The organism is Methylobacterium sp. Leaf88 (assembly GCF_001422795.1).
GTDB lineage: Bacteria > Pseudomonadota > Alphaproteobacteria > Rhizobiales > Beijerinckiaceae > Methylobacterium.
Genome location: NZ_LMMK01000011.1, coordinates 17,941 through 41,754, shown reverse-complemented (window position 1 = coordinate 41,754; position 23,814 = coordinate 17,941). Strand labels below are relative to the sequence as shown.

Annotated in this window: 15 protein-coding genes; 10 read left to right on the top strand and 5 right to left on the bottom strand. The window is 69.4% G+C overall.

Annotated elements, in window-relative coordinates:
* Positions 1-2: 2 nt before the first annotated feature.
* Positions 3-1,448 carry an acetamidase/formamidase family protein gene (locus ASF20_RS06085; RefSeq protein WP_056272028.1) on the bottom strand — a complete coding sequence of 482 codons (1,446 nt, stop codon included), beginning with the start codon at positions 1,446-1,448 and terminating at the stop codon, positions 3-5.
* Between the two features lie 205 nt (positions 1,449-1,653).
* On the opposite strand from ASF20_RS06085, the gene ASF20_RS06080 reads away from it, so the two are divergent.
* Positions 1,654-3,099 carry a helix-turn-helix transcriptional regulator gene (locus ASF20_RS06080; protein WP_056272025.1) on the top strand — a complete coding sequence of 482 codons (1,446 nt, stop codon included), beginning with the start codon at positions 1,654-1,656 and terminating at the stop codon, positions 3,097-3,099.
* Between the two features lie 129 nt (positions 3,100-3,228).
* Here the strand turns inward: ASF20_RS06080 and ASF20_RS06075 are convergent, their stop codons facing one another.
* The 4 genes from ASF20_RS06075 to ASF20_RS23885 all read right to left on the bottom strand — a co-directional run bounded on the left by ASF20_RS06075 (position 3,229) and on the right by ASF20_RS23885 (position 11,083).
* The gene (locus ASF20_RS06075) at positions 3,229-6,051 is read right to left on the bottom strand and encodes a bifunctional transaldolase/phosoglucose isomerase (RefSeq protein WP_056272022.1); all 2,823 of its coding nucleotides are present in this window, start codon (positions 6,049-6,051) and stop codon (positions 3,229-3,231) included.
* Positions 6,052-6,250: 199 nt separating this feature from the next.
* The gene (gene tkt, locus ASF20_RS06070; protein ID WP_056272020.1) at positions 6,251-8,326 is read right to left on the bottom strand and encodes a transketolase; all 2,076 of its coding nucleotides are present in this window, start codon (positions 8,324-8,326) and stop codon (positions 6,251-6,253) included.
* 51 nt (positions 8,327-8,377) lie between these two features.
* Positions 8,378-10,282 carry a glycoside hydrolase family 15 protein gene (locus tag ASF20_RS06065; protein ID WP_056272018.1) on the bottom strand — a complete coding sequence of 635 codons (1,905 nt, stop codon included), beginning with the start codon at positions 10,280-10,282 and terminating at the stop codon, positions 8,378-8,380.
* A gap of 132 nt (positions 10,283-10,414) precedes the next feature.
* Positions 10,415-11,083, bottom strand: a complete 669-nt coding sequence (locus ASF20_RS23885; protein ID WP_156647983.1) for a hypothetical protein — start codon at positions 11,081-11,083, stop codon at positions 10,415-10,417.
* A gap of 322 nt (positions 11,084-11,405) precedes the next feature.
* Between ASF20_RS23885 and ASF20_RS06055 the strand changes: the two genes are divergently transcribed.
* The 9 genes from ASF20_RS06055 to ASF20_RS06015 all read left to right on the top strand — a co-directional run bounded on the left by ASF20_RS06055 (position 11,406) and on the right by ASF20_RS06015 (position 23,812).
* On the top strand, positions 11,406-11,993 hold the full coding sequence (locus ASF20_RS06055; protein ID WP_056213559.1) for an ANTAR domain-containing protein: 588 nt from the start codon (positions 11,406-11,408) through the stop codon (positions 11,991-11,993).
* Between the two features lie 13 nt (positions 11,994-12,006).
* Complete coding sequence (locus ASF20_RS06050; RefSeq protein ID WP_056272011.1) at positions 12,007-13,017, top strand: CmpA/NrtA family ABC transporter substrate-binding protein; 1,011 nt, start codon at positions 12,007-12,009, stop codon at positions 13,015-13,017.
* Between the two features lie 409 nt (positions 13,018-13,426).
* Positions 13,427-14,716, top strand: coding sequence for a CmpA/NrtA family ABC transporter substrate-binding protein (locus ASF20_RS06045; RefSeq protein ID WP_056272010.1), 1,290 nt, complete (start codon positions 13,427-13,429; stop codon positions 14,714-14,716).
* Positions 14,716-15,579, top strand: a complete 864-nt coding sequence (gene ntrB, locus ASF20_RS06040) for a nitrate ABC transporter permease (protein WP_056213565.1) — start codon at positions 14,716-14,718, stop codon at positions 15,577-15,579. The genes ASF20_RS06045 and ntrB overlap by 1 nt, the downstream gene beginning before the upstream one ends.
* A gap of 12 nt (positions 15,580-15,591) precedes the next feature.
* Positions 15,592-16,386, top strand: coding sequence for an ABC transporter ATP-binding protein (locus tag ASF20_RS06035; protein ID WP_056272007.1), 795 nt, complete (start codon positions 15,592-15,594; stop codon positions 16,384-16,386).
* Positions 16,387-16,403: 17 nt separating this feature from the next.
* A complete protein-coding gene (locus ASF20_RS06030; protein ID WP_056272003.1) occupies positions 16,404-17,624 on the top strand; it encodes an FAD-dependent oxidoreductase in 1,221 nt (406 codons plus the stop codon).
* A gap of 11 nt (positions 17,625-17,635) precedes the next feature.
* Positions 17,636-19,423 (top strand): NirA family protein, encoded by a 1,788-nt coding sequence (locus tag ASF20_RS06025; RefSeq protein WP_056272000.1) that lies wholly within the window; start codon positions 17,636-17,638, stop codon positions 19,421-19,423.
* Positions 19,420-21,021 carry a sulfite reductase subunit alpha gene (locus ASF20_RS06020; protein ID WP_056271997.1) on the top strand — a complete coding sequence of 534 codons (1,602 nt, stop codon included), beginning with the start codon at positions 19,420-19,422 and terminating at the stop codon, positions 21,019-21,021. Before ASF20_RS06025 ends, ASF20_RS06020 begins: the two co-directional genes overlap by 4 nt.
* Before the next feature lie 118 nt (positions 21,022-21,139).
* Positions 21,140-23,812 (top strand): nitrate reductase, encoded by a 2,673-nt coding sequence (locus ASF20_RS06015; RefSeq protein WP_056272140.1) that lies wholly within the window; start codon positions 21,140-21,142, stop codon positions 23,810-23,812.
* Positions 23,813-23,814: the final 2 nt, after the last annotated feature.

The window sequence follows — 23,814 nt, the reverse complement described above, 5'->3', positions numbered from 1 at the left end:
GATCAGGTTACCCGCACCGGGAAGATCGATTTCTTCACGATGGCGTGGACGCCCCAATTGCCGTCCACCACCTGGGTGATGCCGAAATCCACCGCGACGGACATGAGGGAGATCGCTTCGTCCTCGGTCAGTCCGTGTCCATGCATCAGGAACCGGCGCATCTTGCGGAAGGCATCGCGCATGGCGAGGTCGATGGAGGATTGGGCGAAGATCGCGGTCTGCGCATCGGGCCCGAGATCGGCCAGATAGTTCGGGTAGCTGAAGCCCGAGAGCACCCAATCGTCGGCCGTCTCGATCATCGGGAAATCGAGGGTCTCAAGGGCCGTGCCCGGAAGGTCCGCCTTCTTGTGCAGGATGAACTGGAAGGTGCCGGTGAGCGAGCACTCGATGGCGGTGCCGCAGAGTTCGGAATCGCCCTGGCTCGCATGGGGGTCACCCACCGAGAACAGGGCGCCCGGCACGGCGACAGGATAGTAGAGGGTCGCGCCCTTGCCGATGCGCCAGTTGTCGATGTTGCCGCCGGTGTAGCTCGGCGGGATCGAGTTCACCATCTCGGCTTCCTTGGGTGCCAAGCCCATCGTCCCGAAATGCGGTCGGATTGGCACGCGGAAGCCCTTGAGCGCATCGAAATTGCGCTGCGTGCGGGTGTGGTCCACCGGCAGGCCCGGATAGTCGATGGTCGGGTGGTCGACACCGGACGGGTCCGTCACGCCCGGCCAGCGAAAGCTGTAGACCGCCTGTGCCCAATCGCGCGCGCCCGTGGCATCGACCTCGTAGATCGTCACCACCTCGCGGGGCCGATCACCGGTGATCATGTCCTTGTAGTGGTAACCCCAGTTCGCGGCGGCGTTGCTCCCGAAGGTGCGGCCCTTGAAGGTCGGGTTGGCCGAGGGGCGGGGCATCACGTCCAGGATGCGGACCTCGAGGACATCGCCGGGCTCGGCTCCACGGATCGCCACCGGGCCGGTACAGATATGCACGCCGAGGCCGCCGCCGGGTCCGAATTTGGTGTCCTCCGGGCCGGCCCCGCGCCGGGCGACGCCCTTCTTCTCCTTTGTCCAGAGAAAGACGCTCTCTGCACCGGGATCGCCGTTGACCATGCGCTCGGCGTCGTCGTTGGCATGGTGCGTCAGGGTTTCGATGGTGACGTAATCGCCGGAATCGATCTCGATCTGCGGTTTCAGGCTGCGGCTGAAATAGCCCCAATGCACGGTCTCGGCCGTGGCCGGCAGGTGGTAATGCGCCGTCCGCTTGGGGCCACGCTGCGCGCTCGCCTGGGCAAGGGCGACACCGGGCAACGTGAGGCCACCGGCCATCAGAGCGGCGGCGCCACCCGAAGCGACGAAGCCGCTCTTCAGGAAGGCCCGCCGCTCCGGTTCGAGGTCGCCCAGCAGGCGCCGCCGGTGCTCGGGAAAGTGGCTACAACTCGGATCGTCACCTTGGCACATCGCGATCTCCCGCCTAACCCATTCAGCAGGAATATTGCATGCAAAGCAGCGGCCACGCTTCCCGGCCCGGAACATTTCGGCAACGAGTCGGACGCTCCTGCGTTTGTTCCTCGGGCGAACGGATTCGTTCGCGTGAGGGGCTCCGACGCACCCGGGCGTCCTCTCCGGTGTCGGCGCCGCTTCTGTACACAGGATGCCAAAACCTTTGACGACGGGTGTCGACCGTTCTCAGCTGCACCAAATCATCGCCGGGCTCTCCGAGGGCGTGATCCTCATCGAGCCCGATCAGCGCATTGCCTGGGCCAATGCGGCCGCCCTCGCGATGCACGGGGCGGCTGACCTCGCCGAACTGGGCGGAACGGTCTCGGCATTTCGCGAGACCTTTGTCCTGCGCTACCGCAACAACCACGTCATCACGCGCACGCCGATCGAGCGCGTTCTCGCCGGCGAGACCTTCGATGAGGTCATCGTCAATGTCCGACGAACGGACCGGCCCGAATTCGATGTGATGCAGCGCATCCGCAGCCTCATCATCAGGGATGCGGCGGGCAAGCCCGATTGCCTCGTGCTGATCCTGGCCGACGTCACCTCGCAATTCGCAGCCGAAGAACGTTTCGAGAAGACATTCAACGCGAACCCGGCACCGGCCGTGATCTGCCGGCTGTCAGACCTCCGCCACGTGAAGGTCAATCTCGGCTTCTTGGAAATGACGGGCTATCGCAGCGCGGACATCATCGGGCGCAGCGTCTATGAGGTCGACGTACTCAACGAGGCCCGCAGCCGGGACTTGGCCATCGCACGCCTCAACGCGGGCGAGACGATCCCGCAGATGGAGGCCTGCCTGCGTTTGCCCGACGGCGGTACCCGGTTCGTCATCGTGGCAGGCCAGCCCATCGACATGGGCGACGAGCCCTGCATGCTCTTCACCTTCGCCGATCTTGAATTGCGCAAGAAGGCCGAGACAGCCCTGCGCCACAGCGAGGAGCGCTTCGCGACGGCGTTCCGCCTCACGCCCGTTCCGACTCTGCTGTGTCGGGCCGATGGCCTCGCCGTGATCGGAATCAACCAAGCCTTCACGCGGACCTTCGGTCATGCGGAGGACGCCGTGGTGGGGCACGAACTCGATGCGATCGGCCTTTGGGCCAACGGCGCTCAGCGCGAGCGCTTCGGCCATGACCTTGCCGAGCAAGGCAGCGTTCTCGGCTTCGAGGCCTGCCTGCGCAGCCGGGATGGAATCGATCTCGACTGCCTCGTCTCGGCCGAGAGCGTCACCATCGGCGACGAACCCTGTCTCCTCGCGGTGCTGCAGGACATCAGCGATCGCAAGCGCTCCGAGCGTGAATTGTTCGATGCGATCGAGACCGTGATGGCCGACACCTCGTGGTTCAGCCGCGGTCTGATCGACAAGCTCGGCAGCCTGCGTCATCCGAGTTCCTCGGAGCCAGCGCCGGTCAGACCCGACCTCACCCGCCGCGAGGGCGAGGTGCTCCGCCTGATCTGTCAGGGCCTCGGCGACGGCGCCATCGCCAAGCGCCTGGGGCTGACCCCCAACACCGTGCGCAACCACGCTGCCGCACTCTATCGGAAGCTCGGCATTCATCGCCGCGGCGAGGCCATCATCTGGGGACGGGACAACGGCTTCGCGTCGTAGGTCGCGGCCGCGTCTCTGCCCGAGCCGCCGCGTCCGTTTCGGATCAGCTCCCTCGGCAAAGAACCGCCCGCTCCCTGTTGGAAGCGGGCGGTTCTCGAGGTCCCCGACGGGGGTGCCCTGGAGCCGATGCTAGAGCGCCGCTCGAATCGCCGCGGCGATGCGCTTCAGGCCGGCCTCGACTTGACCGCCCTTGATATGGACGCGCAGGGCCCGGCGTCTGCGCTCGGCCAGGACCGCGAAATCGCCCCGGGCCTGGGCCGCCACCACCGTGCCGAAACCGAGGCTGCGACCGGGAATCGCGAGATCCGCCGAGGGATCGGCCGTGATCTGCAGGAACACGCCAGTATCGGGGCCGCCCTTGTAGGCCTGACCGGTGGAGTGCAGGAAGCGCGGCCCGAATTCGAGGCAAGTGGCGAGGCGGCGCGTGTCGCGCAGCGCCACCCGGGCCTCCTGCAGGATCGCGTGGTGGCCGGGATTGCGGGCCACATAGGCCAGGAGCGCGACGTAGTCGCCGTCCTTCGCCCGGGCGAGATGGGCCGCGATGGCCGCCTCGAGCCCTTCGGTGGCCCGGGGCAGGGCGCCGGCATTGCACGGATCCGCGTAGAGGGCCATCGTCTCGTCGGCGAAGATCGGTGTCTCGCCCGGCAGGGCACCGCTCTTCTCGGCCGCATCGAACAGCTTCTTCGTCTCGATCTTGCTCGCCTCGACGTCGGGCTGGTCGAAGGGATTGATACCGAGCATCGCGCCCGCGACCGCCGTGGCGATCTCGAAGCGGAAGAATTCCTGTGGCAGCTGCTCCTCGTTGGCCAGGGTGATGTGCGCCACCGGGTGGCCTTCTCGCTCGAGGTTGCGCACCGCCTCGTCCTGGTGAGGATCGGCGCGGCCGTCGAGGCGCAGGTAGACGAAGAAGCGGTCGCGGCCGTAGACGGCGGGTACGTCGACGGGCTCGCCGTCGATGGGGATCAGGCCCTTGCCCGCCTTGCCGGTGGATTCGGCGATGAGTTGCTCGGCCCAGGCGCCGAAGGTGTCGATGCCGGGGGACGCGACGATCGTGACCTTGTCACGGCCAGCGCTCAGCGCAGCCGCCCCCATGGCGGTGCCGAGGAGCACGCCCGGGTTCTGGGCAGGCGGCACGGCTGGGCCACAGGAGCGGACCATGGTTCGGGCGGTGTCGAGGAAGGTCCTCACGTCGATACCTGAAGCCGCCGCCGGGACGAGGCCGAACGCCGACAGGACCGAGTAGCGCCCGCCGATCTGCGGCACGCCGTAGAAGATCTTTCGGAAATTGTCCGTCTTCGCGGCCTTTTCCATGGCCGAACCCGGGTCGGTGACGGCGACGAAATGGGCACCGGCCTTGTCGGCCCCCACCGTCTCCTTCATCCGGCCGAGGAAGTAATCCCGGAAGACGTTGGGCTCGAGGGTCGAGCCCGACTTGCTCGCCACGATGAACAGCGTGGTCGGCAGGCTGATCGCGGCCTCCGTCTCGCGGACCTGATCCGGATCGGTGGAGTCGAGAATCCGCAGATGGGGGAAGCCCTCGCGGCTGCCGTAAGTCTCGGCGAGCACTTCCGGGCCGAGGCTCGAGCCGCCCATTCCAAGAACGACGACGTCGCTGAAGCCGCCCGCCCGCACGTCCTCGGCAAAGGCCTCGTAGTCGGCGACATGGTCGAGCTCGTCCTCGACGATGCGCAACCAGCCGAGCCAGCGGTCTTCGTCCGTCCCGCTCCAAACGGTCTTGTCGTGCGCCCAGAGCCGGCGGATCTTGCCGGACGCGCGCCACTCCTCGACCGCCTTCTTGGCGGCGGCGCCGAGCGTCTCGCCCAACACGAGAGTCTGCGCGTCGAGCTTCGGCCCCAGGAAGTCGATGCGCTTGGCCGCCACCGCACTGAGGAGCTTATCGGCGGCGTCGATGAAGAGTTGCACGCCCTCGTCGACCAGGGTGTCGGCGACCGTCTCGATGTGGATGCCGGCCTCGGCGAGGCGCGCCATCACGGCCTGCGCGCCCGAGACGTCGCTCTCGATGGCGGCCTTGACGGTACCGTGATCGCGGAACGCGTCCATGGTGGCCGGCGGCATGGTGTTGACGGTATCGGGGCCGATCAGCGCCTCGACGTAGAGAACGTCGGAATAAGCCTTGTTCTTCACGCCCGTCGAGGCCCAGAGCAGACGCTGCGCCTTGGCACCCTTCTGCGCGAGGGCCTGCCATTGCGGCTCGGCGTGGATAACCTTGTAGCGCTGGTAGGCGAGCTTGGCATTGGCGATGGCGACCTTGCCCTTGAGGTCGTCGAAGCCGCCGGCCTCGTCCAAGGCCTTGTCGACCGCGACATCGATCCGGCTGATGAAGAAGCTCGCAACGCTCGCGACCTTCGACACGTCACCGCCTTTGGCCGCGAAGGCCTGCAGGCCGGCGATGAAGGCGCGGGCCACCGCCTCGTAGGTGTCGACCGAGAACAGAAGGGTGACGTTGATGCTGATGCCGTCCGCGGTCAGGGCCTGGATCGCCGGAATGCCCTCACGAGTCGCCGGCACCTTCACCATCAGGTTGTCGCGGGCCACCATCGCGTGGAGGCGGCGGGCCTCGGCCAAGGTTTCCTCGGTGTCGAGAGCCAAGTAAGGCGACACCTCAAGACTGACGTAGCCGTCGGCGCCGTCGCTCTCGTCGTAGACCGGGCGCAGCACATCGGCGGCGGCCTGGATGTCGGCCACCGCGCAACCTTCGTAGAGGTCGATGACGCGGGCATCGCCTTGATCCATCACGGATTTCAGGGCGTCGTCGTATTCCGACGATCCGCCGATGGCCTTCTCGAAGATCGAGGGGTTCGAAGTGACGCCACGCAGGCCGTCCTCGTCCACCAAAGCCTTCAGCTTGCCTTGCGCAACGAAGCCGCGGGCGACGAAATCGAGCCACACGGCCTGCCCCTGTTCGGGAAAGAGAGCCTTGAGCGGGTTCATGGGAAACTCCTCGTCGTCTGGGCGCCGGGCGGGGAGCCCCGTCGCCGACATCCATCACCGGTTCTGTGCATCTCCCCCCAACGAGGGGAGGAGAGGATGGTAGGGTGGGGCCGGTCACGCTGACCGGCTGGGGAAGCTGGCGGCGCCGGCTCGGCCCTCGGCCCTCCCCCAGAAGGGAAGGGGAAAACGTTCGCGCCGCCTACTTCCTGTGTCGAGCGATCTGATCGCGGGCGGCCTGGAGCACCTTCTCAGGGGTGAAGCCGAACTTCGTCTGCAGGTCCTTGATCGGCGCCGAGGAGCCGAAGGTGTGCATGCCGATGATCGTGCCCGCCGAGCCCGCAAAGCGGTCCCAGCCGATCACCGAGCCCTGCTCGACGGCGACGCGGGCCAGTACCTCGGGGATCAGCACGCTGTTGCGGTAGCCCTCGTCCTGACGCTCGAACAGGTCCCAGGACGGCATCGAGACGACGCGGGCCTTGACGCCCTCTGCCGTCAGCGCCTCGTAGACCGAGACACAGAGCTGTACCTCCGAGCCGGTGCCGATGAGGATGACCTCTGGCGTTCCCTCGCAATCGGCGAGGACATAGGCCCCCTTGGCGGTGCCGGACGCCGCGGCGTACGTCGACCGGTCCAGGGTCGGCAGCGGCTGGCGGCTCAGCGCCAGCACCGCCGGCTGATCCTTCAGGCTCATGATCACCCGATAGGATTCCGCGACCTCGTTGGCGTCCGCCGGGCGGAGGGTGACGAGCCCCGGGATCGCCCGCAGCGTCAGCAGTTGCTCCACCGGCTGGTGGGTGGGACCATCCTCGCCGACGCCGATCGAATCGTGCGTGAAGACGTGGAAGACCGGCACCTCCATCAAGGCCGCCAAACGGATCGGCGGGCGCATGTAGTCGGCGAAGACCAGGAAGGTGGCGCCGTAGGCGCGCAAACCGACGAGGCCGAGGCCGTTCACGATCGAGCCCATCGCGTGCTCGCGCACACCGAAGTGGATGTTGCGGCCACCCGGTTCGAAGGGTGTCAGAGAGCCGGCTCCCTCGAAGGTGAGATTGGTCTTGTTGGACGGCGCGAGATCGGCCGAGCCGCCCAGCATGAACGGCACGTGCTGCGCGATGGCGTTCAGCACCTTCCCGGAGGACTCACGGGTGGCAAGGCCCTTGGCGTCCGCTTCGAAGACCGGAATGTCCTTGTCCCAGCCGGCCGGCAACCGGCCCTCGAGATAGGCATCGAGTTCCTCGGCATGCACCGGGTCCGCGGCCTTGGCCTCATGGAAGAAGCCCTCCCAGGTGGCGTAGAGTTCGGCACCGCGCTTGCCGATGCCATTGCGGAAGTTGTCGTAGACCCCGTCGGGCACCAGGAACTGCGCGTCCTCGGGCCAGCCATAGGCACGCTTGGCCCCCTTGACCTCGTCCTCGCCGAGCGCGTCCGAGTGGGCCTTAGCGGTGTTCTGCTTCTTGGGCGCGCCGTAGCCGATGATCGAGTTGACGACGATCAACGTCGGGCGGTCGCTGGACTGGAGGAAGGTCTCCAGAGCCGACGAGACCGCGTGGACATCGTTGGCATCGGCCACGCGCAGGACCTGCCAGCCATAGGCAAGGAAGCGAGCCGCGACCTCCTCGGAGAAGGCGAGTTCGGTGTGGCCCTCGATCGTGATGGTGTTGTTGTCGTAGATCCAGCACAGGTTCGACAAACGCAGGTGCCCGGCGATGGAGGCCGCCTCCGAGGCGACGCCTTCCATCAGATCGCCGTCCGAGCAGATGGCGTAGACGTTGTAGTCGAACAGCGGCAGGTCGGGCCGATTCAGGCGCTCGCCCAGAAAGCGGCCGCCCATCGCCATGCCGACGGAGTTCGCCACGCCCTGACCGAGGGGACCGGTCGTGGTCTCGACGCCGGTGGTGAAGTGGTACTCGGGATGGCCGGGAGTCCGGCTGTCGAGTTGGCGAAAATTCTTGAGGTCGTCGATGGTCAGGGCGGGCGCGTTGCCGCCGTCCTTCTCGGTCACGCCGGCGAGATGGATCAGGCCGTAGAGCAGCATCGAGGCGTGACCGGCCGAGAGCACGAAGCGGTCGCGATTGGGCCAGTGCGGGTGCGCCGGGTCATAGCGCAGGTAGCGGTTCCATAGGGTGTAGGCCACCGGTGCCAGCGCCATAGGGGCGCCGGCATGGCCTGAATTGGCCTTCTGCACCGCGTCGATGGCGAGCGTCCGGAGCGTGTCGATGCTGAGCTTGTCGATCTCGCTCAGGGCCGCGTTCGGCTTGGTATCTGCTCCGCTCATCTCTCGTCGTCCTTCATCTGTGGGCTTGTTCGCCTGGAGCGTCCGAAACGCTCAGGCGTCGCACCGTTGGGGTGCAGGCGTGGTCGCACCCGGAGATTCGGCTTCCGCAGAGCCGCTGCTCCGCTCCCTGGCCGGCCCCTTGGCCCGGCTGTAGTTGAGAATGGTATTCACCAGCGTGACGTGGCTGAAAGCCTGCGGGAAGTTGCCCACGAGGCGCCGGGCCTTCACATCATACTCCTCCGCCACCAATCCGACATCGTTGCAGACGCCGATCAGCCTCTCGATCAGCGCACGCGCCTCGTCGCAGCGCCCGAGACCGATGAGGTTGTCGGCGTACCAGAACGAGCAGGGCAGGAACGCGCCCTCGTCGCCGGGCAGACCGTCGGTGGTCTGGTTCTCGGTGTCGTAGCGCAGCACGAAGCCGTCGCGCATCAGGGTGTGCCCGATGGCCTCCACGGTGCCGACCACCCGCGGGTCGTCCTGGGGCAGGAAGCCCATATGGGCGATGAGCAGCAGGCTCGCGTCGAGTCGCTTCGAACCGTAGGACTGCACGAAGCTGTTCAGCTCAGGGTCGAAGCCCTTGGCGCAGACCTCCGCGTGAATCTGCTCGCGGATCTCGCGCCAGCGCGCCACCGGCACGTCACGAGCCTCCTTGGGCCGGTGGCTCAAACCGGTGGTCCGAACCTCATCCTGCTCGCGGGTCTCGGCCTCCTCGAAGGAACGGATGGCCCGATCGAAGGCGACCCAGGCCATGACCTTCGAGTGAACGAAGTGCCGGCGTCCGCCGCGCACCTCCCAGATGCCCTCGTCGGGCGTACACCAGACCTTCTCGAGATGGCGCAGCAGCGCTTCGCCGACGCGCCAGCCGTCGGCATCGCCCTGGAGGCCGCGTTGGTGCGCCTGATAGAGCGCGTCGAAGATTTCGCCGTAGACGTCGAGCTGGAACTGCTCCACCGCCGCGTTGCCGATGCGCACGGGCTTCGAGTTCTCGTAGCCGGGCAGCCAATCGAGCTCGATCTCGGGCAGCATGCGCTCCCCGGCGATGCCGTAGAGGATGTGCGCCTGCTCCGGGTTCCCAGCCACGGCGCGCACCAGCCAGTCGCGCCAGGCGCGGGCCTCGTCGAGGTAGCCGCCATCCATCAGGGCGATCAGCGTGAAGGTGGAATCGCGCAGCCAGCAGAACCGGTAGTCCCAGTTGCGTACGCCGCCGAGATCCTCCGGCAGGGACGTGGTGGGCGCGGCCACGATGCCGCCGGTCGGCTGGTAGATCAGCGCCTTCAGGGTGAGCAGCGAGCGCTTCAGGATCGCGTCCCAGGGTGTGCCGGAAGCAGCGCGGCTGGACCAGTCGCGCCAGTAGCGATCGGTCTCGAACAGCACCTTGCGCGGCTGGATCGGCGCGGGGTCGTCCTCGTGGGATGCCCCGTAGCTCAGGGTGAAGGCCACGCTCTGACCGGCTTCCACCGTGAATTCCGAGACGGTGGTCTGATCCTGGCCGAACGTCGGCACTAGGGTGCGCAGCACCACCTTGTGCGGTCCGGAGATCGCGCGGAGATCACCGAGTTCGTTGTGCGAGACCCAGGGCACCGCCAATCCGTAATCGAAGCGGACGCGAAGGCGCATCCGCATGGGCACGGTCCCCTCGAGCCCCTCGATGATCCTGACGAGATGCGCGCCATCGTTGGCCGGCATGTAGTCGGTCACTCGCACGACGCCGGCGGCGGTCTCGTGCCGGGTCTCCAGGACGAGGCTGCCCTCGCGATACTGGCGCGTCGTGGCAGCCGCATCCATAGGGCCGAGCTTCCAGTAGCCGTGATCCTCCGTGCCGAGCAGGGCGGCGAAGCAGGCGGCGGAATCGAAGCGGGGCCAACAGAGCCAGTCAACGCTGCCGTCGCGGGCGATCAGCGCAGCGGTACGGCCATCGCCGACGAGCGCGTAATCCTCGATCCGTCCGGCCATACAGGTCCTCGTCCTCGCGACGTCGACCGTCACGGGGCCGCGCAGCATCGCTGAGCGTCCACGTAGTCTTCGAAGGCGGCAGGGTCCAGGGTCAGGGGCGCTTTTGCTGGCCCGCCAACGCTTCGAAAGCGTTCAGCGGAGGCGCCCGATCCAACCGGAGACGGCGGCACCGAGGGTTGCGGTCTCCGCGCCGAGGGCCGCGCCCTGGTCGCTCACGAAGGTACCGGCGGCGGCGGTCTTAGCGCCCATGAAGGCGCCGGCAGCGGCGCCCGCCTGGGTCACCGCGCGGATCGTCGGCGCGAACGGCAGGGCGAGGTCGGGCAAGGTCGCGTCAGGCAGGCCGATCCCGGGCAGCACGCCCTCGTCCCCCTCGGCGGCGGCATGCGAGACCTCGGCCTCGGCCGCGGAGGGCAGGGCCTTCTCTCGAACCTGCGGCGGTCTCGCTGGGGCCTGCGGTGCCCTCTCGGAAACCTGCGGCGCCTTGTCGGTGGTCGGCGCGACCTTGGCGGCTGCAAGGCGGGGATGCTCGAACCCGCGCTGAGCGGCAAGGCGGGCAGGCCGAGGCACGGTCCTGTGGGCTTGGGCGGCGGGCTCGGCCTGGGCGACGATGACCAGTGGGAACTGGGACTGGAAGGCAAGAGGGGCCGGGATGAAGGGCGCCACCGCCGTCGCCTCCGGTGCGGCAGCCACCGCTGTCGCCGGAACTGAGGCCGGTGCCACAGGGGCCGGCTCGTGGCAGAGATAGGAGGCTGCCCCGAGGATCACCGCCATGGCCAGCGTCGGCAGGAGGGGCGGCGTCACGCCACGCGCGGAACCCGATTCGAACGCCGTCTGATCGGGGGGCGTGCAGCCTGACATCCGGGGCACCTCGCTGTGCGTTTCAGCAACCGGTCCGATCGCCAGCGCCATTAGCCGGGCCGTTTGCGGCGGAACCTGGGCTGTTTCCTCTCCAAACGGTAATGTTTCGCCGGGCATGCGGCTTGCCTTCCCGGTGATGACCCTCCTGTTCCCCGCCTTCCGAACGCCACGCCCGCGCCCACCGCGTCATGTGCCTTGTCATCCCCTCGACCGGCATGCGACCTGCCGGGACCGCCCCAACCCCGATTCGCGTCCCCGGACACCGATGACCGAGCCGACCCTGACCGTCGCCGTGATCGACCCGAGCCGTGCCCGCGCCGCGATCCTCGAGGAGGGCCTCATGGCGGCGGGCTTCACCCGCGTCGTGGTCCTGCCCGACACCGCCGACCTGCCGGCCCGGGTGGCGGCCCTGAACCCGGACGTGGTCGTGATCCACCTGGAGAGCCCGAGCCGGGACATCCTGGAGCAGATGTCGGGCCTGTCCCGACACGTGGAGCGGCCGGTGGCGATGTTCGTCGACCGCTCGGACGTGCCGATGATGCAGGCGGCGATGGATGCGGGCATTTCCGCCTACGTCGTCGACGGATTGCAGCCGCAGCGCATCCGCTCGATCCTCGACGTGGCGATCCTGCGCTTCAACGCCTTCGCGCGGCTGCAACGCGAATTGTCGGAGGCGCGGGGCGAGCTCGCCGACCGCAAGCTCATCGAGCGGGCCAAGGGTATCCTGATGACGGCCAAAGGCCTCTCGGAGGAGGAGGCCTACCGGACGATGCGGCGCAAGGCCATGAACGAGAAGCGGAAAATCGCCGACATCGCCCGCGCCATCGTGACCGCGGCGGATCTCCTGGGATGAGAGGCCTGCCCCGATGAGACTCGCTCTCGGATACGTGCCGCTCATCGACGCGGCGCCCCTGATCGCCGCCGTGGAGGGGGGCTTCACCGCCGCCGAAGGCCTGGCGGTGGACCTCGTCAGTGAGCCCTCCTGGGCGACGCTCCGGGACAAGCTGGCGCTCGGGCACCTCGACGGCGCGCACATGCTGGCGCCCCTCGCCCTCGCCAGCGCCCTCGGCATCAGCGGGCCGGAGACCGACCTGGTGGTGCCCCTCGGGCTCAGCCTCAACGGCAATGCGGTCACGGTCTCGCGCCCGCTCTGGGCCGAGATGGCGCCGGAGGCCGACGATCTCGACTCGATGGCACGCGCGTTTTCCCGTGTCGCACGCGTGCGGGTCACACAGGGTCGACCCCTGACGCTGGGCACCGTGCACCCCTTCTCTTGCCACACCTACCAGCTCCGGATGTTCGCGGCCCGCGGCGGGCTCGACCTCGACGCCGCGACCCGGCTGGTGGTGATCCCGCCGCCCTGGATCGCCCAGGCCCTGCGCTCCGGGCAGATCGACGGGTTCTGCGCCGGCAGCCCCTGGAACAGCGTGTCGGTGGCCGAGGGATACGGCCGCATCGTCGCCCTTGGCTGCGAACTGGCCCCGGACTGCCCGGAAAAGGTGCTGGCGCTGCCAGCCTATGCGGCGGAGACGAGTGCGGCCCTGGTCCGCGCGGTGCGTCGGGCCGGGCGCTGGTGCGCGGCGGCCGAGAACCGGGGCGAGCTGGCGAGCCTGCTCGCCCATCCGAGCCATCTCGGCATCGATCCGGGCCTCGTCCGCTGGGCCCTGGCCGGCACCGTGGTGGTCGATCCGGACGGGACCGAGCGGCCCGCGTCGCGCTTCGTCGTGTTCGGCGCCGCGGCCGAGCGGCCGGTTCCCGACCAGGCCAACTGGCTCCTCGACCAGATGGGACAGGCCGGTCAGATCACGCCCACGCCCGCCCTGTCCGCCCGTGCCCGGGCGATCTACCGGCCCGACCTGTACGCAGCCGCCGGCTGAGAGGCCGCTGCCGCGGGCATCGGCAGGGTGCCCGCGGATTGTGCAGCGCAGCGCGTGGCGCGCAGGCAGGCAGACCGGGCGGCCGATCTCGCGGTCCGGCCTGGTTTCTCGCATCCGCACGGGCTCCGAAACCGAAGGCGGCCGCTGAGACGTTTCTGACAAAGACCTTTGATCGGAACCGGTTGAAGCGCATCCGGGATGCCCGGCATCGCAATGGTCCGGCGGCCGCACCAGACTTGGCACGCCCCGTGCAGAGCATCGGGGGCTCGCCAACGATGACGAGCCTTATCCGTCGGCAGAGCCGCTGACCCGAGTCCCCCACGGAACGCCGATCGTGCGTTCGATGGATGTGCTTGGTCGGCGGTTTTTTCTTTGGCGGATGTCCATGATTGCGAGGGTTTCGGGTTCGATGACTGACGGTGTCCGCAACAACCGCCGTGACCTCCTGAAGGGGGCCGCCGCGACGCTGTCCCTGGCGGCCCTCGCCCGCACGGCCCTGCCGGGGGGCGCCTTCGCGCAGGGGGCCGGCCCCGAGGTGAAGGGCGCCAAGCTCGGGTTCATCGCGCTCACCGACGCGAGCCCGCTCTTCGTGGCCAAGGAGAAGGGCTTCTTCGCCAAGCACGGCATGCCCGACGTCGAGGTGCTCAAGCAGGCGAGCTGGGGCACCACCCGCGACAACCTCGTCCTCGGCTCCGAAGGCAACGGCATCGACGGCGCCCACATCCTGACGCCGATGCCCTACCTGATCTCGGCCGGACGGGTGACGCAGAACAACGTGCCCGTGCCGATGCACATCCTGGCTCGGCTCAACACCAACGGCCAGTGCATCTCGGTCGCCAAGGAATACCTCGACCAGAAGGTTGCCCTGGACGCCAAGGTGTTCAAGGCGGCGATCGAGAAGAAGAAGGCCGCCGGCAAGTCGGTCAAGGCGGCCATGACCTTCCCGGGCGGCACCCACGACCTCTGGATCCGCTACTGGATGGCCGCCGGCGGCATCGACCCGGACAAGGACATCGAGACCATCGTCGTGCCGCCGCCCCAGATGGTGGCGAACATGAAGGTCGGCACGATGGACTGCTTCTGCGTCGGCGAGCCGTGGAACGCCCAGCTGGTGCAGCAGGGCCTCGGCTACACCGCGCTCACCACCGGCGAGCTCTGGAAGGACCACCCCGAGAAGGCCTTCGCCATGCGGGCCTCCTTCACGGAGAAGTACCCGAACGCCACCAAGGCTTTGCTGATGGCGGTGCTGGAAGCGCAGGCCTGGTGCGACCGGCCCGAGAACAAGGACGAGGTCGCCGCCATCGCGGCCAAGCGCCAGTGGATGAACGTCCCGGTCTCGGACGTCGCCGGCCGCATCAAGGGCACGATCGATTACGGCGACGGCCGCGTGGTCGAGAACAGCCCCTTCGTGATGAAGTTCTGGAACGACAACGCCTCGTATCCCTACCAGTCTCACGACCTCTGGTTCCTCACCGAGGACATCCGCTGGGGCAAGTTCGACGCGCAGACCGACACCAAGGCGCTGATCGCCAAGGTGAACCGCGAAGACCTCTGGCGCGAGGCGGCCAAGGCCCTCGGCGTCACCGCGATCCCGGCCTCCACCTCCCGCGGAAAGGAGACCTTCTTCGACGGCAAGGTCTTCGATCCGGCCGATCCCGCCGCCTACCTGTCCAGCCTCGGCATCAAGAGGATCGCGTGATGGCCAACACCACCACCCTCGCGGCCAGCGCCGCCGCCGCGCCGGCCAAGCCGAAGCGGGCGCCCCTCGTCACGATGGCCACCCTGAACACCATCGCCAAGAACCTGATCCCGCCGGTCGTGGTGCTGATCGCGTTCCTGGTGATCTGGGAGATGCTCTGCTCGCGCCCCGGCGCCGGCCTGCCGCCGCCCTCGCGCGTCGTCACCGAGGCCTGGGACATCATCGCCCACCCGTTCTACGACAACGGCGGTACCGACAAGGGTCTGTTCTGGCACATCTCCGCCAGCATCCAGCGCGTCGCCCTCGGCTTCGCCCTGGCCACCGTCGTGGGCATCCTCACCGGCACCCTGATCGGGCAGTCGGAATGGGCCATGCGCGGCCTCGACCCGATCTTCCAGGTCCTGCGCACGATCCCGCCGCTGGCCTGGCTCCCGCTGTCGCTCGCCGCGTTCCGGGACGGACAGCCCTCCGCGATCTTCGTGATCTTCATCACGTCGATCTGGCCGATCATCATCAACACGGCGGTGGGCATCCGGAACATCCCGCAGGACTACCGCAACGTGGCGGCGGTGCTGCGCCTGAACCCGCTGGAGTTCTTCGCCAAGATCATGCTGCCCTCGGCGGCCCCCTACATCTTCACTGGCCTGCGCATCGGCGTCGGCCTGTCCTGGCTCGCCATCGTGGCGGCCGAGATGCTCATCGGCGGCGTCGGCATCGGCTTCTTCATCTGGGACGCGTGGAACTCCTCCCACATCTCCGAGATCATCGTCGCCCTCGTCTATGTCGGGATCATCGGCTTCATCCTCGACCGCTTCGTCGCCTTCGTCGGCACCCTGGTCACCCGCGGCACCGCGACGGCCTGAGGAGGGATTCCCATGAGCTATCTCAGCATCGAGAACGTCGGCATCAGCTTCACCCGCGCGGGCCGCACCAACGAGGTCCTGCGCGACGTCAGCGTGAAGATCGACAAGGGCGAGTTCGTCTCGCTGATCGGGCATTCGGGCTGCGGCAAGTCGACGGTGCTCAACATCGTGGCCGGCCTGCTCAAGGCCTCCACCGGCGGCGTGCTCCTCGAAGGCAAGGAGGTGAACAGCCCCGGCCCGGACCGGGCCGTGGTGTTCCAGAACCACTCGCTCCTGCCCTGGCTCACCGTGCGCGAGAACGTGGCGCTCGCCGTCGACAAGGTCTTCAAGGGCAAGAAGTCGAAGGCCGAGCGCAACGCCTGGATCGACCACAACCTGGCGCTCGTGAACATGACCCACGCCGCCGACCGGCGCCCGAGCGAGATCTCGGGCGGCATGAAGCAGCGCGTCGGCATCGCCCGCGCCCTCGCCATGGAGCCGAAGGTGCTGCTCCTCGACGAGCCCTTCGGGGCCCTGGACGCGCTCACCCGCGCCCATCTCCAGGACTCGCTGATGGACATCCATGCCCGGCTGAAGAACGCCGTGATCATGATCACCCACGACGTCGACGAGGCGGTGCTCCTCTCCGACCGCATCGTGATGATGACCAACGGCCCCTCGGCCACGGTGGGCGAGATCCTGACCGTCGACCTCGAGCGGCCGCGCCGCCGCCTCGATCTCGTGGAGGACGCGACCTACACCCACGCCCGCGCCGAGGTGCTGGAATTCCTCTACGCGCGCCACGCCAAGCCCGCCATCGCGGCCTGACGGACGGATCGCGAGCGATGCGGGAACGGCTGGTGGTGATCGGCAACGGCATGGCGTCGTTGCGCTTCCTGGAGCGCCTGACCGAGCGGGCGCCGGGCCTGTACGACGTCACCGTCGTCGGGGCGGAGCCGCAGGCGGCCTACAACCGCGTGCTGCTCTCCTCGCTGCTGGGCGGCGAGGTCGACGAGGCCGGTTGCGCCTTTCGGGGCCTCGACTGGTACGCCGATCACGGCATCCGCCTGATCACCGGCGCGCCGGTGACCGCGGTCGACCGCGAGAACGGCCTCGTGATCGTCGGCGAGACCCACGTCCTGCCCTTCGACCGGCTCGTGCTCGCGGTGGGCTCCCTGCCGATCCGGCTGGCCAAGCCCGGCATGGACCTGCCCGGCGTGCTGACCTTCCGCGACCTCGCGGACGTGGCCGCCATCCGCCGGGCGGCGGTGGAGCACGCCCGGGCCATCGTGATCGGCGGCGGGCTCCTCGGCCTGGAGGCCGCCGTCGGCCTCGCGCGGCTCGGCGTCGACACCACGCTCCTGCACGTCATGGACCGGCTGATGGAGCGCCAGCTCGACCACGCCGCCGCCGGCCTGGTGAAGCGGGCCATGGAGGCGCGCGGCGTCAGGGTGCTCCTCAAGGCCGACACCGCGTCGGTCGATGGGGAGGGCCGGGTCGAGCGCCTGATCCTGTCCGATGGCACCGTGCTGCCGGCCGACCTCGTGGTGATGTCGGTGGGCGTGCGGCCCAACGTGGCGCTGGCCCAGAATGCCGGGATCGCGACCGCGCGCGGCATCCTGGTGGACGATCGGATGCAGTCGTCGGATGCCCGCATCTCCGCGCTGGGGGAGTGCGCCGAGCACCGGGGCCAGGTCTATGGCCTCGTGGAGCCCGCCTACGAGCAGGCCGAGGCCCTGAGCCGCCACCTCATGGGCGAGGACGCGGCCTATCTCGGCACCGCCCTCTCCACCAGCCTCAAGGTCTCGGGCCTGCCCGTGTTCTCCGCCGGCCAGATCGAGGCGCCGGAGGGGGCCGAGACCGTGCTGATGTCGGATCCCGGCCTCGGCCTCTACCGCAAGCTCGTCGTCGCCGAGGACCGGCTGCTGGGCGCGGTCTTCGTCGGCGACATCGCCGAGCAGGGCTGGTGCAAGGAGCTGATCCGCACCGGCGCCTCGATCGCCGAGCACCGCGACGACCTCCTGTTCGGGCGCCCCGCGCCCGCATCCCAACCCCTCGCAGCGTGAGGAGGCTACCCATGGCCGATGCATTCAACGCCGAGCAGAAGCGCTATCTCGAAGGCTTCGCCTCCGGCATCAGTGCCGCCCGGATGACCGGCGGCCTGGCGCTCGCGCCGGGCGCCGCCGCCCCGGCCGAGCCCACCGGCCCCGACGCGATTCACATCAAGGCGCAGGACGCCACGGTGAAGGCCGGCGGCAAGCTCTGCGAGCAGGAGAAGTGGAAGCGCGCCGAGAACCCCTTCGACGGCCACAACCGCCTCATCGCCGAGGCTCAGACGGGCAAGGCCCCGAAGCCCGAGGACAATTTCCGCTGGCGCTACCACGGGCTGTTCTGGGTGGCCCCGGCCCAAAATTCCTACATGTGCCGGCTGCGCATCCCCAACGGCATCCTGCACCACTGGCAGTTCGCCGGCATCGCGGATCTGGCCGATGCCCATGGTGGCGGGTACAGTCACGTCACCACCCGGGCCAACCTGCAGGTCCGCGAGATCGCCCCCGAGCACGGCCAGCCCTTCCTCGACGGGCTGATCGACCTCGGGTTGACCGCCCGGGGCGCCGGCGCCGACAACATCCGCAACGTCACCGGCTCGCCGGTGGCCGGCATCGATGCGCAGGAACTCCTCGACACGCGGCCGCTCGCCAAGTCCTGGCACAACCACATCCTCAACGACCGCTCGCTGTTCGGCCTGCCGCGCAAGTTCAACGTCGCCTTCGACGGCGGCGGCGTGATGCCGGTGCTGGAGGAGACCAACGACATCGGCTTCCAGGCCGTGCGGGTGGGGGAGGGCGCGAGCGTCGCGCCGGGCATCTGGATGCGCCTCGTACTGGGCGGCATCTCGGGCCACCGGGACCTCGCCCGCGACACCGGCGTCGTGCTGCGGCCGGAGGATTGCAACAAGGTCGCCGACGCCATCCTGCGCGTCTTCATCCAGAACGGCGACCGCACCAACCGCAACAAGAGCCGGATGAAGTACGTCCTCGACGCCTGGGGCTTCGACAAGTACCTCGCCGCCGTCGAGGCGGTGCTGGGGACCACGCTCGACCGGGTCGACCCGGCCCACATCGCCCCGCGCGGGCCCATGGACCGCTTCGCCCATGTGGGCGTGCACCGGCAGGTCCAGGACGGCCTGAACTGGGTCGGCGTGATCCTGCCCGTCGGCAAGATGACCACCGACCAGATGCGCGCCCTGGCGGCGATCGCGTCCGAGTGCGGCGACGGCGCCATCCGCATGACCGTCTGGCAGAATTTCCTGTTTTCCGGCGTGCCCGACGCCAGGGTGGCGGAGGTCCGCGCCCGCGTGGCGGCCCTCGGCCTCACCACCGAAGCGTCGAGCATCCGTGCCGGCCTCGTCGCCTGCACGGGCAACCGCGGCTGCAAGTTCGCCGCCTCCGACACCAAGGGCCACGCCCTCGTCATCGCCGACCACATCGAGGCGAACCTGACGGAGCTCGACGTTCCGGTGAACGTCCACCTCACCGGCTGCCACCACTCCTGCGCCCAGCACTACATCGGCGACATCGGGCTCATCGGCGCCAAGGTCGTGGTCTCGGAGGAGGGCGACACGGTCGAGGGCTACGACATCGTGGTCGGTGGCGGCTTCGGCGACAGCCCGAGGATCGGCACCGAGATCTGGAAGGCCGTGCGGGCCGAGGATTGCCCGGCCCGCATCGAGGCGCTGCTGCGCAGCTACCTCGCCCGGCGCATCGGCCCGGAGGAGAGCTTCCAGGCCTTCACCGCCCGCACCGGCCCCGAGTCGCTGCGCCACATCGCCGAAGAGCAACCCGTCCTGAAGGCCGCCGCATGAGCGAGCACGTCACGCCCCCCCTGGTCCTCATCCCCGAGACCGCCCCGTTCGACCCGGACCAGCGCGCCTGGCTCTCGGGCTACTTCGCCGCCCTGCTCGGCCCCGCGGTGGAGGGCGCCACGGCCCTCGCACCCGGCGAAGCGCCCGGCGGCGCGCAACAACTCGCGGACAACGACGACGCGCCCTGGCACGATCCCTCGCTGCCGCTGCCCGAGCGGATGGCGATGGCGAAGGAACGGCCCGAGCCGCAGAAGCTGATGGCCGCCATGGCGCAGCAGGATTGCGGCCAGTGCGGCTACAACTGCGCCGACTACGCCAACGCGATCTTCCTCAAGAACGAGGAGCGCCTGAACCTGTGCCAGCCCGGCGGCAAGGACACGCTCCGGATGCTGAAGAAGCTCGAGGAGGAGTTCGGGGCCGGCGGCGGCGCCGCGCCGAAGACGTCCGAGGACGCCGCCCCCAAGGCCGCTCCCGCGCTCGGCCCCCTCGGCTACTGCCGGGAGAACCCCGTGGAGGCGACCTTCGTCTCGCGCACCCGGCTCAACGCACCGGGGGGCGAGAAGGAGACCTGGCACGTCGAGATCGACCTCACCGGCACCCCGATCGACTACGTGGTCGGCGATTCCCTCGGTCTGTTCCCCGCCAACGCCCCGGCCCTGGTCGATGCGGTTATCGCCGAGCTCGGCGCCCGGCCCGAGCGCCGGATCGGGGCCAAGACCCTGCGCGACCGGCTGCTGACCGACTACGCCCTGGGCGGCGCGCCGGACGGGCTTTACCAGCTCCTCTCGCTGCTCACCGCGGGCGAGGCCCGCCGGAAGGCGCAGGCGCTGGCCGCCGGCGAGGACCCGGACGGCGACGCCGCCCATCTCGACGTGCTGGGCGCCCTCCACAAGTTCCCCGGCGCGCGCCCCGACGCGGAGGTGTTCCTGGAGGCGCTGGACGAGCTGCAGCCGCGGCTCTACTCGATTTCGTCCTCGCCGAAGGCCGATCCGGGCCGGGTCTCGCTCACCGTCGACGCGGTGCGCTACAGCCACCGCTCGCGCCTGCGCCTCGGCGTGGCCTCGACCCATCTCGGCGAGCGCATCCCCGAGGGCATGCGGGTCAAGGTCTACCTGCAGAAGGCGCACGGCTTCGCCCTGCCGGAGGATCTCTCGAAGGACGTCATCATGGTCGGGCCCGGCACCGGCATCGCGCCGTTCCGCGCCTTCCTGCGCGAGCGCGACGCGACGGCAGCGCCGGGGCGCAACTGGCTGTTCTACGGCCACCAGCGCCAAGCCTCCGACTTCTTCTACAAGGACGAGCTCAACGCCCTGAAGGACCGCAAGGTGCTCACCCGGCTGTCGCTGGCCTGGTCCCGCGACGGCGCCGAGAAGACCTACGTCCAGGACCGCATGCGCGAGACCGGCGCGGAGCTGTGGACGTGGCTCGAGGGCGGCGCGCATTTCTACGTCTGCGGCGATGCCAAGCGCATGGCCAAGGACGTGGAGCGGGCGATCATCGACGTCGCCGGCCAGTTCGGGGGCAAGAACCCCGACGAGGCCGTGGCCTACCTCGCCCACCTCAAGAAGACCGGCCGCTACCAGGCCGACGTGTACTGAGGCGCAGCCCCTCCCCCTCGCGGGAGGACGGCCGCGGAGGGGGGTGGACGAGGCCCCGCCCCGCGCCCCCCGACCCTTGCTCCACGCCACGACCCCGCTCTCCGCCGAGGATTCCGCCATGACCGCGCACGTCCAGGCACCGCCCGCCTCCGTCAAGACCACCTGCCCCTATTGCGGCGTCGGCTGCGGGGTGGTCGCCACGCCGGACGGGCAGGGCGGCGCGGGCATCGCCGGCGACACCGCGCACCCGGCCAATTTCGGCCGGCTCTGCTCCAAGGGCTCGGCGCTGGGCGAGACGCTCTCCCTCGACAACCGCCTGCTTCACCCGCAGGTGGACGGCGTCCGGGCGAGCTGGGAATCGGCGCTCGGCACCGTGGCGGGGTCCCTGCGCCGGATCGCCGAAGAGCACGGGCCGGACGCGATCGCGTTCTACCTCTCGGGCCAGTTGCTGACCGAGGACTACTACGTCGCCAACAAGCTCGCGAAGGGCTTCCTCGGCACCCCGCACGTCGACACCAACTCGCGCCTGTGCATGTCGAGCGCGGTGGCCGCCCACCGGCGTGCCTTCGGCTCGGACACCGTGCCGGGCTGCTACGAGGACCTGGAGGAGGCCGACCTCATCGTCCTGGTGGGCTCGAACACCGCCTGGTGCCACCCGATCCTGTTCCGCCGCATGATCGACGCGCGGGCGAAACGCGGCACCAAGCTGGTGGTGATCGACCCCCGCCGCACCCAGACCGGCGCGGAGGCCGACCTCTTCCTCGGCCTGAAGGCCGGCACCGACACGGCCCTGTTCTCCGGCCTGCTGGTGCACCTCGCCAGCACCGGCTCCCTGGACTACCGTTTCGTCCTCGACCACACGAGCGGCTTCGACGGCGCCCTGGAGCGGGCGCGCGCCATCGCGCCGACGATTCCCGCCACCGCCGCCGCCACGGGCCTGTCGGAAGCCGACGTGGCTCGGTTCTTCGAGCTCTTCGCGCGGACGAAGCGCGTCGTCACCGCCTTCTCGCAGGGGGTGAACCAGTCGGCCCAGGGCACCGACAAGGGCAACGCGATCATCAACTGCCACCTCGCCACAGGCCGCATCGGCCTGCCCGGCGCGGGGCCGTTCTCGCTGACCGGCCAGCCCAACGCCATGGGCGGGCGCGAGGTCGGGGGCCTGGCCAACATGCTGGCCGCCCACATGCACTTCACCCCCGAGGAGGTGGACCGGGTCCGCCGCTTCTGGTCGGCGCCCAACATCATCACGGGCGAGGGCATGAAGGCGGTCGCCCTGTTCGAGGCGATCGAGCGCGGCAAGATCAAGGCCCTCTGGGTGATGGGCACCAACCCGATCGTGTCGATGCCCCGCGCCGACCGCATCCGCGCGAGCCTGAAGGCCCTCGACCTCTACGTCGTCTCGGAGGCGGTGGCCGACAGCGACAGCGCCCGGGCGACGGGACGCCGGACCGTGCTGCTCCCGGCCCTGGCCTGGGGCGAGAAGGACGGCACGGTGACGAATTCCGAGCGCCGGATCTCGCGCCAGCGCAGCTTCCTGACACCGCCCGGCGAGGCCCGGGCCGACTGGCAGATCATCTGCGACGTCGCCAAGCGCCTCGGCCACGGCGAGGCTTTCGCCTATTCGGGCACCGCCGCGATCTTCCGGGAGCACGCCGGCCTCTCGGCCTTCGAGAACAACGGCACCCGCGACTTCGACCTCGGGGCCGTCAGCGACCTGGCCGACGCGGCCTACGCCACGACCGCCCCGCTGCAATGGCCGCTGCCGAAGCGCGGCAAGGCGCGCGCCCGGCTCTTCGCCGACGGCCAGTTCTACACCTTCGACAAGCGCGCCCGCTTCGTGGCCGTGCAGACCCCGACGCTCGCCGAAGGCGTGAGCGAGGCCTATCCCCTCGTCCTCAACACCGGCCGGGTCCGCGACCACTGGCACACGATGACGCGGACGGGAAAGAGCCCGCGCCTCTCGGCCCACCGCGCGGTGCCCTTCGTGGAGATCCACCCGGACGATGCCGCCGCCCTCGGCCTGAAGGACGGGGACCTCGCCCGCCTCAGCACGCCGCACGGCAGCGCGACCCTGGAGGCGATGGTCACCGACGCGGTGCGGCCGGGCGACCTGTTCGCCGCCTTCCACTGGAGCGCCGCCACCGCCTCGGATGCCCGCGTCGGCGCCCTGGTGCGCGGCGTGCCCGATCCGGTCTCGGGCCAGCCCGAGCTGAAGGCGACCCCGGTCGGCCTCGCGCCGGTGCCCTATCGCAACCGGGGCTTCCTGCTGACCCGCGGCGAGCACACCCTGCCGGGGGGCTGGTGGTGGGCGCGGGCCACGATCGCCGGCGGCTCGGGGCTGCAATTCGCCACGCAGGAGAGCTCCCGCGCCGTGGCGCTGATGATGCGCGGCCTGTTCCAGGGCCACGAGCTCGCCGAATACGCCGACCACGCCCGCGGACGCTACCGCTGCGCCGTCTACGAGGCCGGCCGCCTCGTCGCCTGCCTGGCGCTGGGCCCCGCCGAGGCCCGCCCGGGCTGGGACGAGGCCAAGGCGCTGTTCGCGGACCCGGAGCCCGCGCCCTCGGCCCGACGCGCCCTCCTGACGGGCCGCGCCGAGACGGCCTCGGCCGGTCCCACCGTCTGTGCCTGCCACGGGGTCGGCCTCGACGTCATCACGGGGGCCATCGCCGCGGGGGCCGGCACCGTCGAGGCGGTGGGCGCCGCCTGCAAGGCCGGCACGAATTGCGGCTCGTGCATCCCCGAGATCCGCAAGCTGCTGCCCGAGGCGCTTGCGCGCAACGCCGCATAGGC

Bases quoted from the DNA above. Each gene is read 5' to 3' on its own strand.
- ASF20_RS06085 (WP_056272028.1), bottom strand. From the start codon at position 1,448: ATGTGCCAAGGTGACGATCCGAGTTGTAGCCACTTTCCCGAGCACCGG.
- ASF20_RS06075 (WP_056272022.1), bottom strand. From the start codon at position 6,051: ATGAACCCGCTCAAGGCTCTCTTTCCCGAACAGGGGCAGGCCGTGTGG.
- tkt (WP_056272020.1), bottom strand. From the start codon at position 8,326: ATGAGCGGAGCAGATACCAAGCCGAACGCGGCCCTGAGCGAGATCGAC.
- ASF20_RS06065 (WP_056272018.1), bottom strand. From the start codon at position 10,282: ATGGCCGGACGGATCGAGGATTACGCGCTCGTCGGCGATGGCCGTACC.
- ASF20_RS06055 (WP_056213559.1), top strand. From the start codon at position 11,406: ATGACCGAGCCGACCCTGACCGTCGCCGTGATCGACCCGAGCCGTGCC.
- ASF20_RS06050 (WP_056272011.1), top strand. From the start codon at position 12,007: ATGAGACTCGCTCTCGGATACGTGCCGCTCATCGACGCGGCGCCCCTG.
- ASF20_RS06045 (WP_056272010.1), top strand. From the start codon at position 13,427: ATGACTGACGGTGTCCGCAACAACCGCCGTGACCTCCTGAAGGGGGCC.
- ntrB (WP_056213565.1), top strand. From the start codon at position 14,716: ATGGCCAACACCACCACCCTCGCGGCCAGCGCCGCCGCCGCGCCGGCC.
- ASF20_RS06035 (WP_056272007.1), top strand. From the start codon at position 15,592: ATGAGCTATCTCAGCATCGAGAACGTCGGCATCAGCTTCACCCGCGCG.
- ASF20_RS06030 (WP_056272003.1), top strand. From the start codon at position 16,404: ATGCGGGAACGGCTGGTGGTGATCGGCAACGGCATGGCGTCGTTGCGC.
- ASF20_RS06025 (WP_056272000.1), top strand. From the start codon at position 17,636: ATGGCCGATGCATTCAACGCCGAGCAGAAGCGCTATCTCGAAGGCTTC.
- ASF20_RS06020 (WP_056271997.1), top strand. From the start codon at position 19,420: ATGAGCGAGCACGTCACGCCCCCCCTGGTCCTCATCCCCGAGACCGCC.
- ASF20_RS06015 (WP_056272140.1), top strand. From the start codon at position 21,140: ATGACCGCGCACGTCCAGGCACCGCCCGCCTCCGTCAAGACCACCTGC.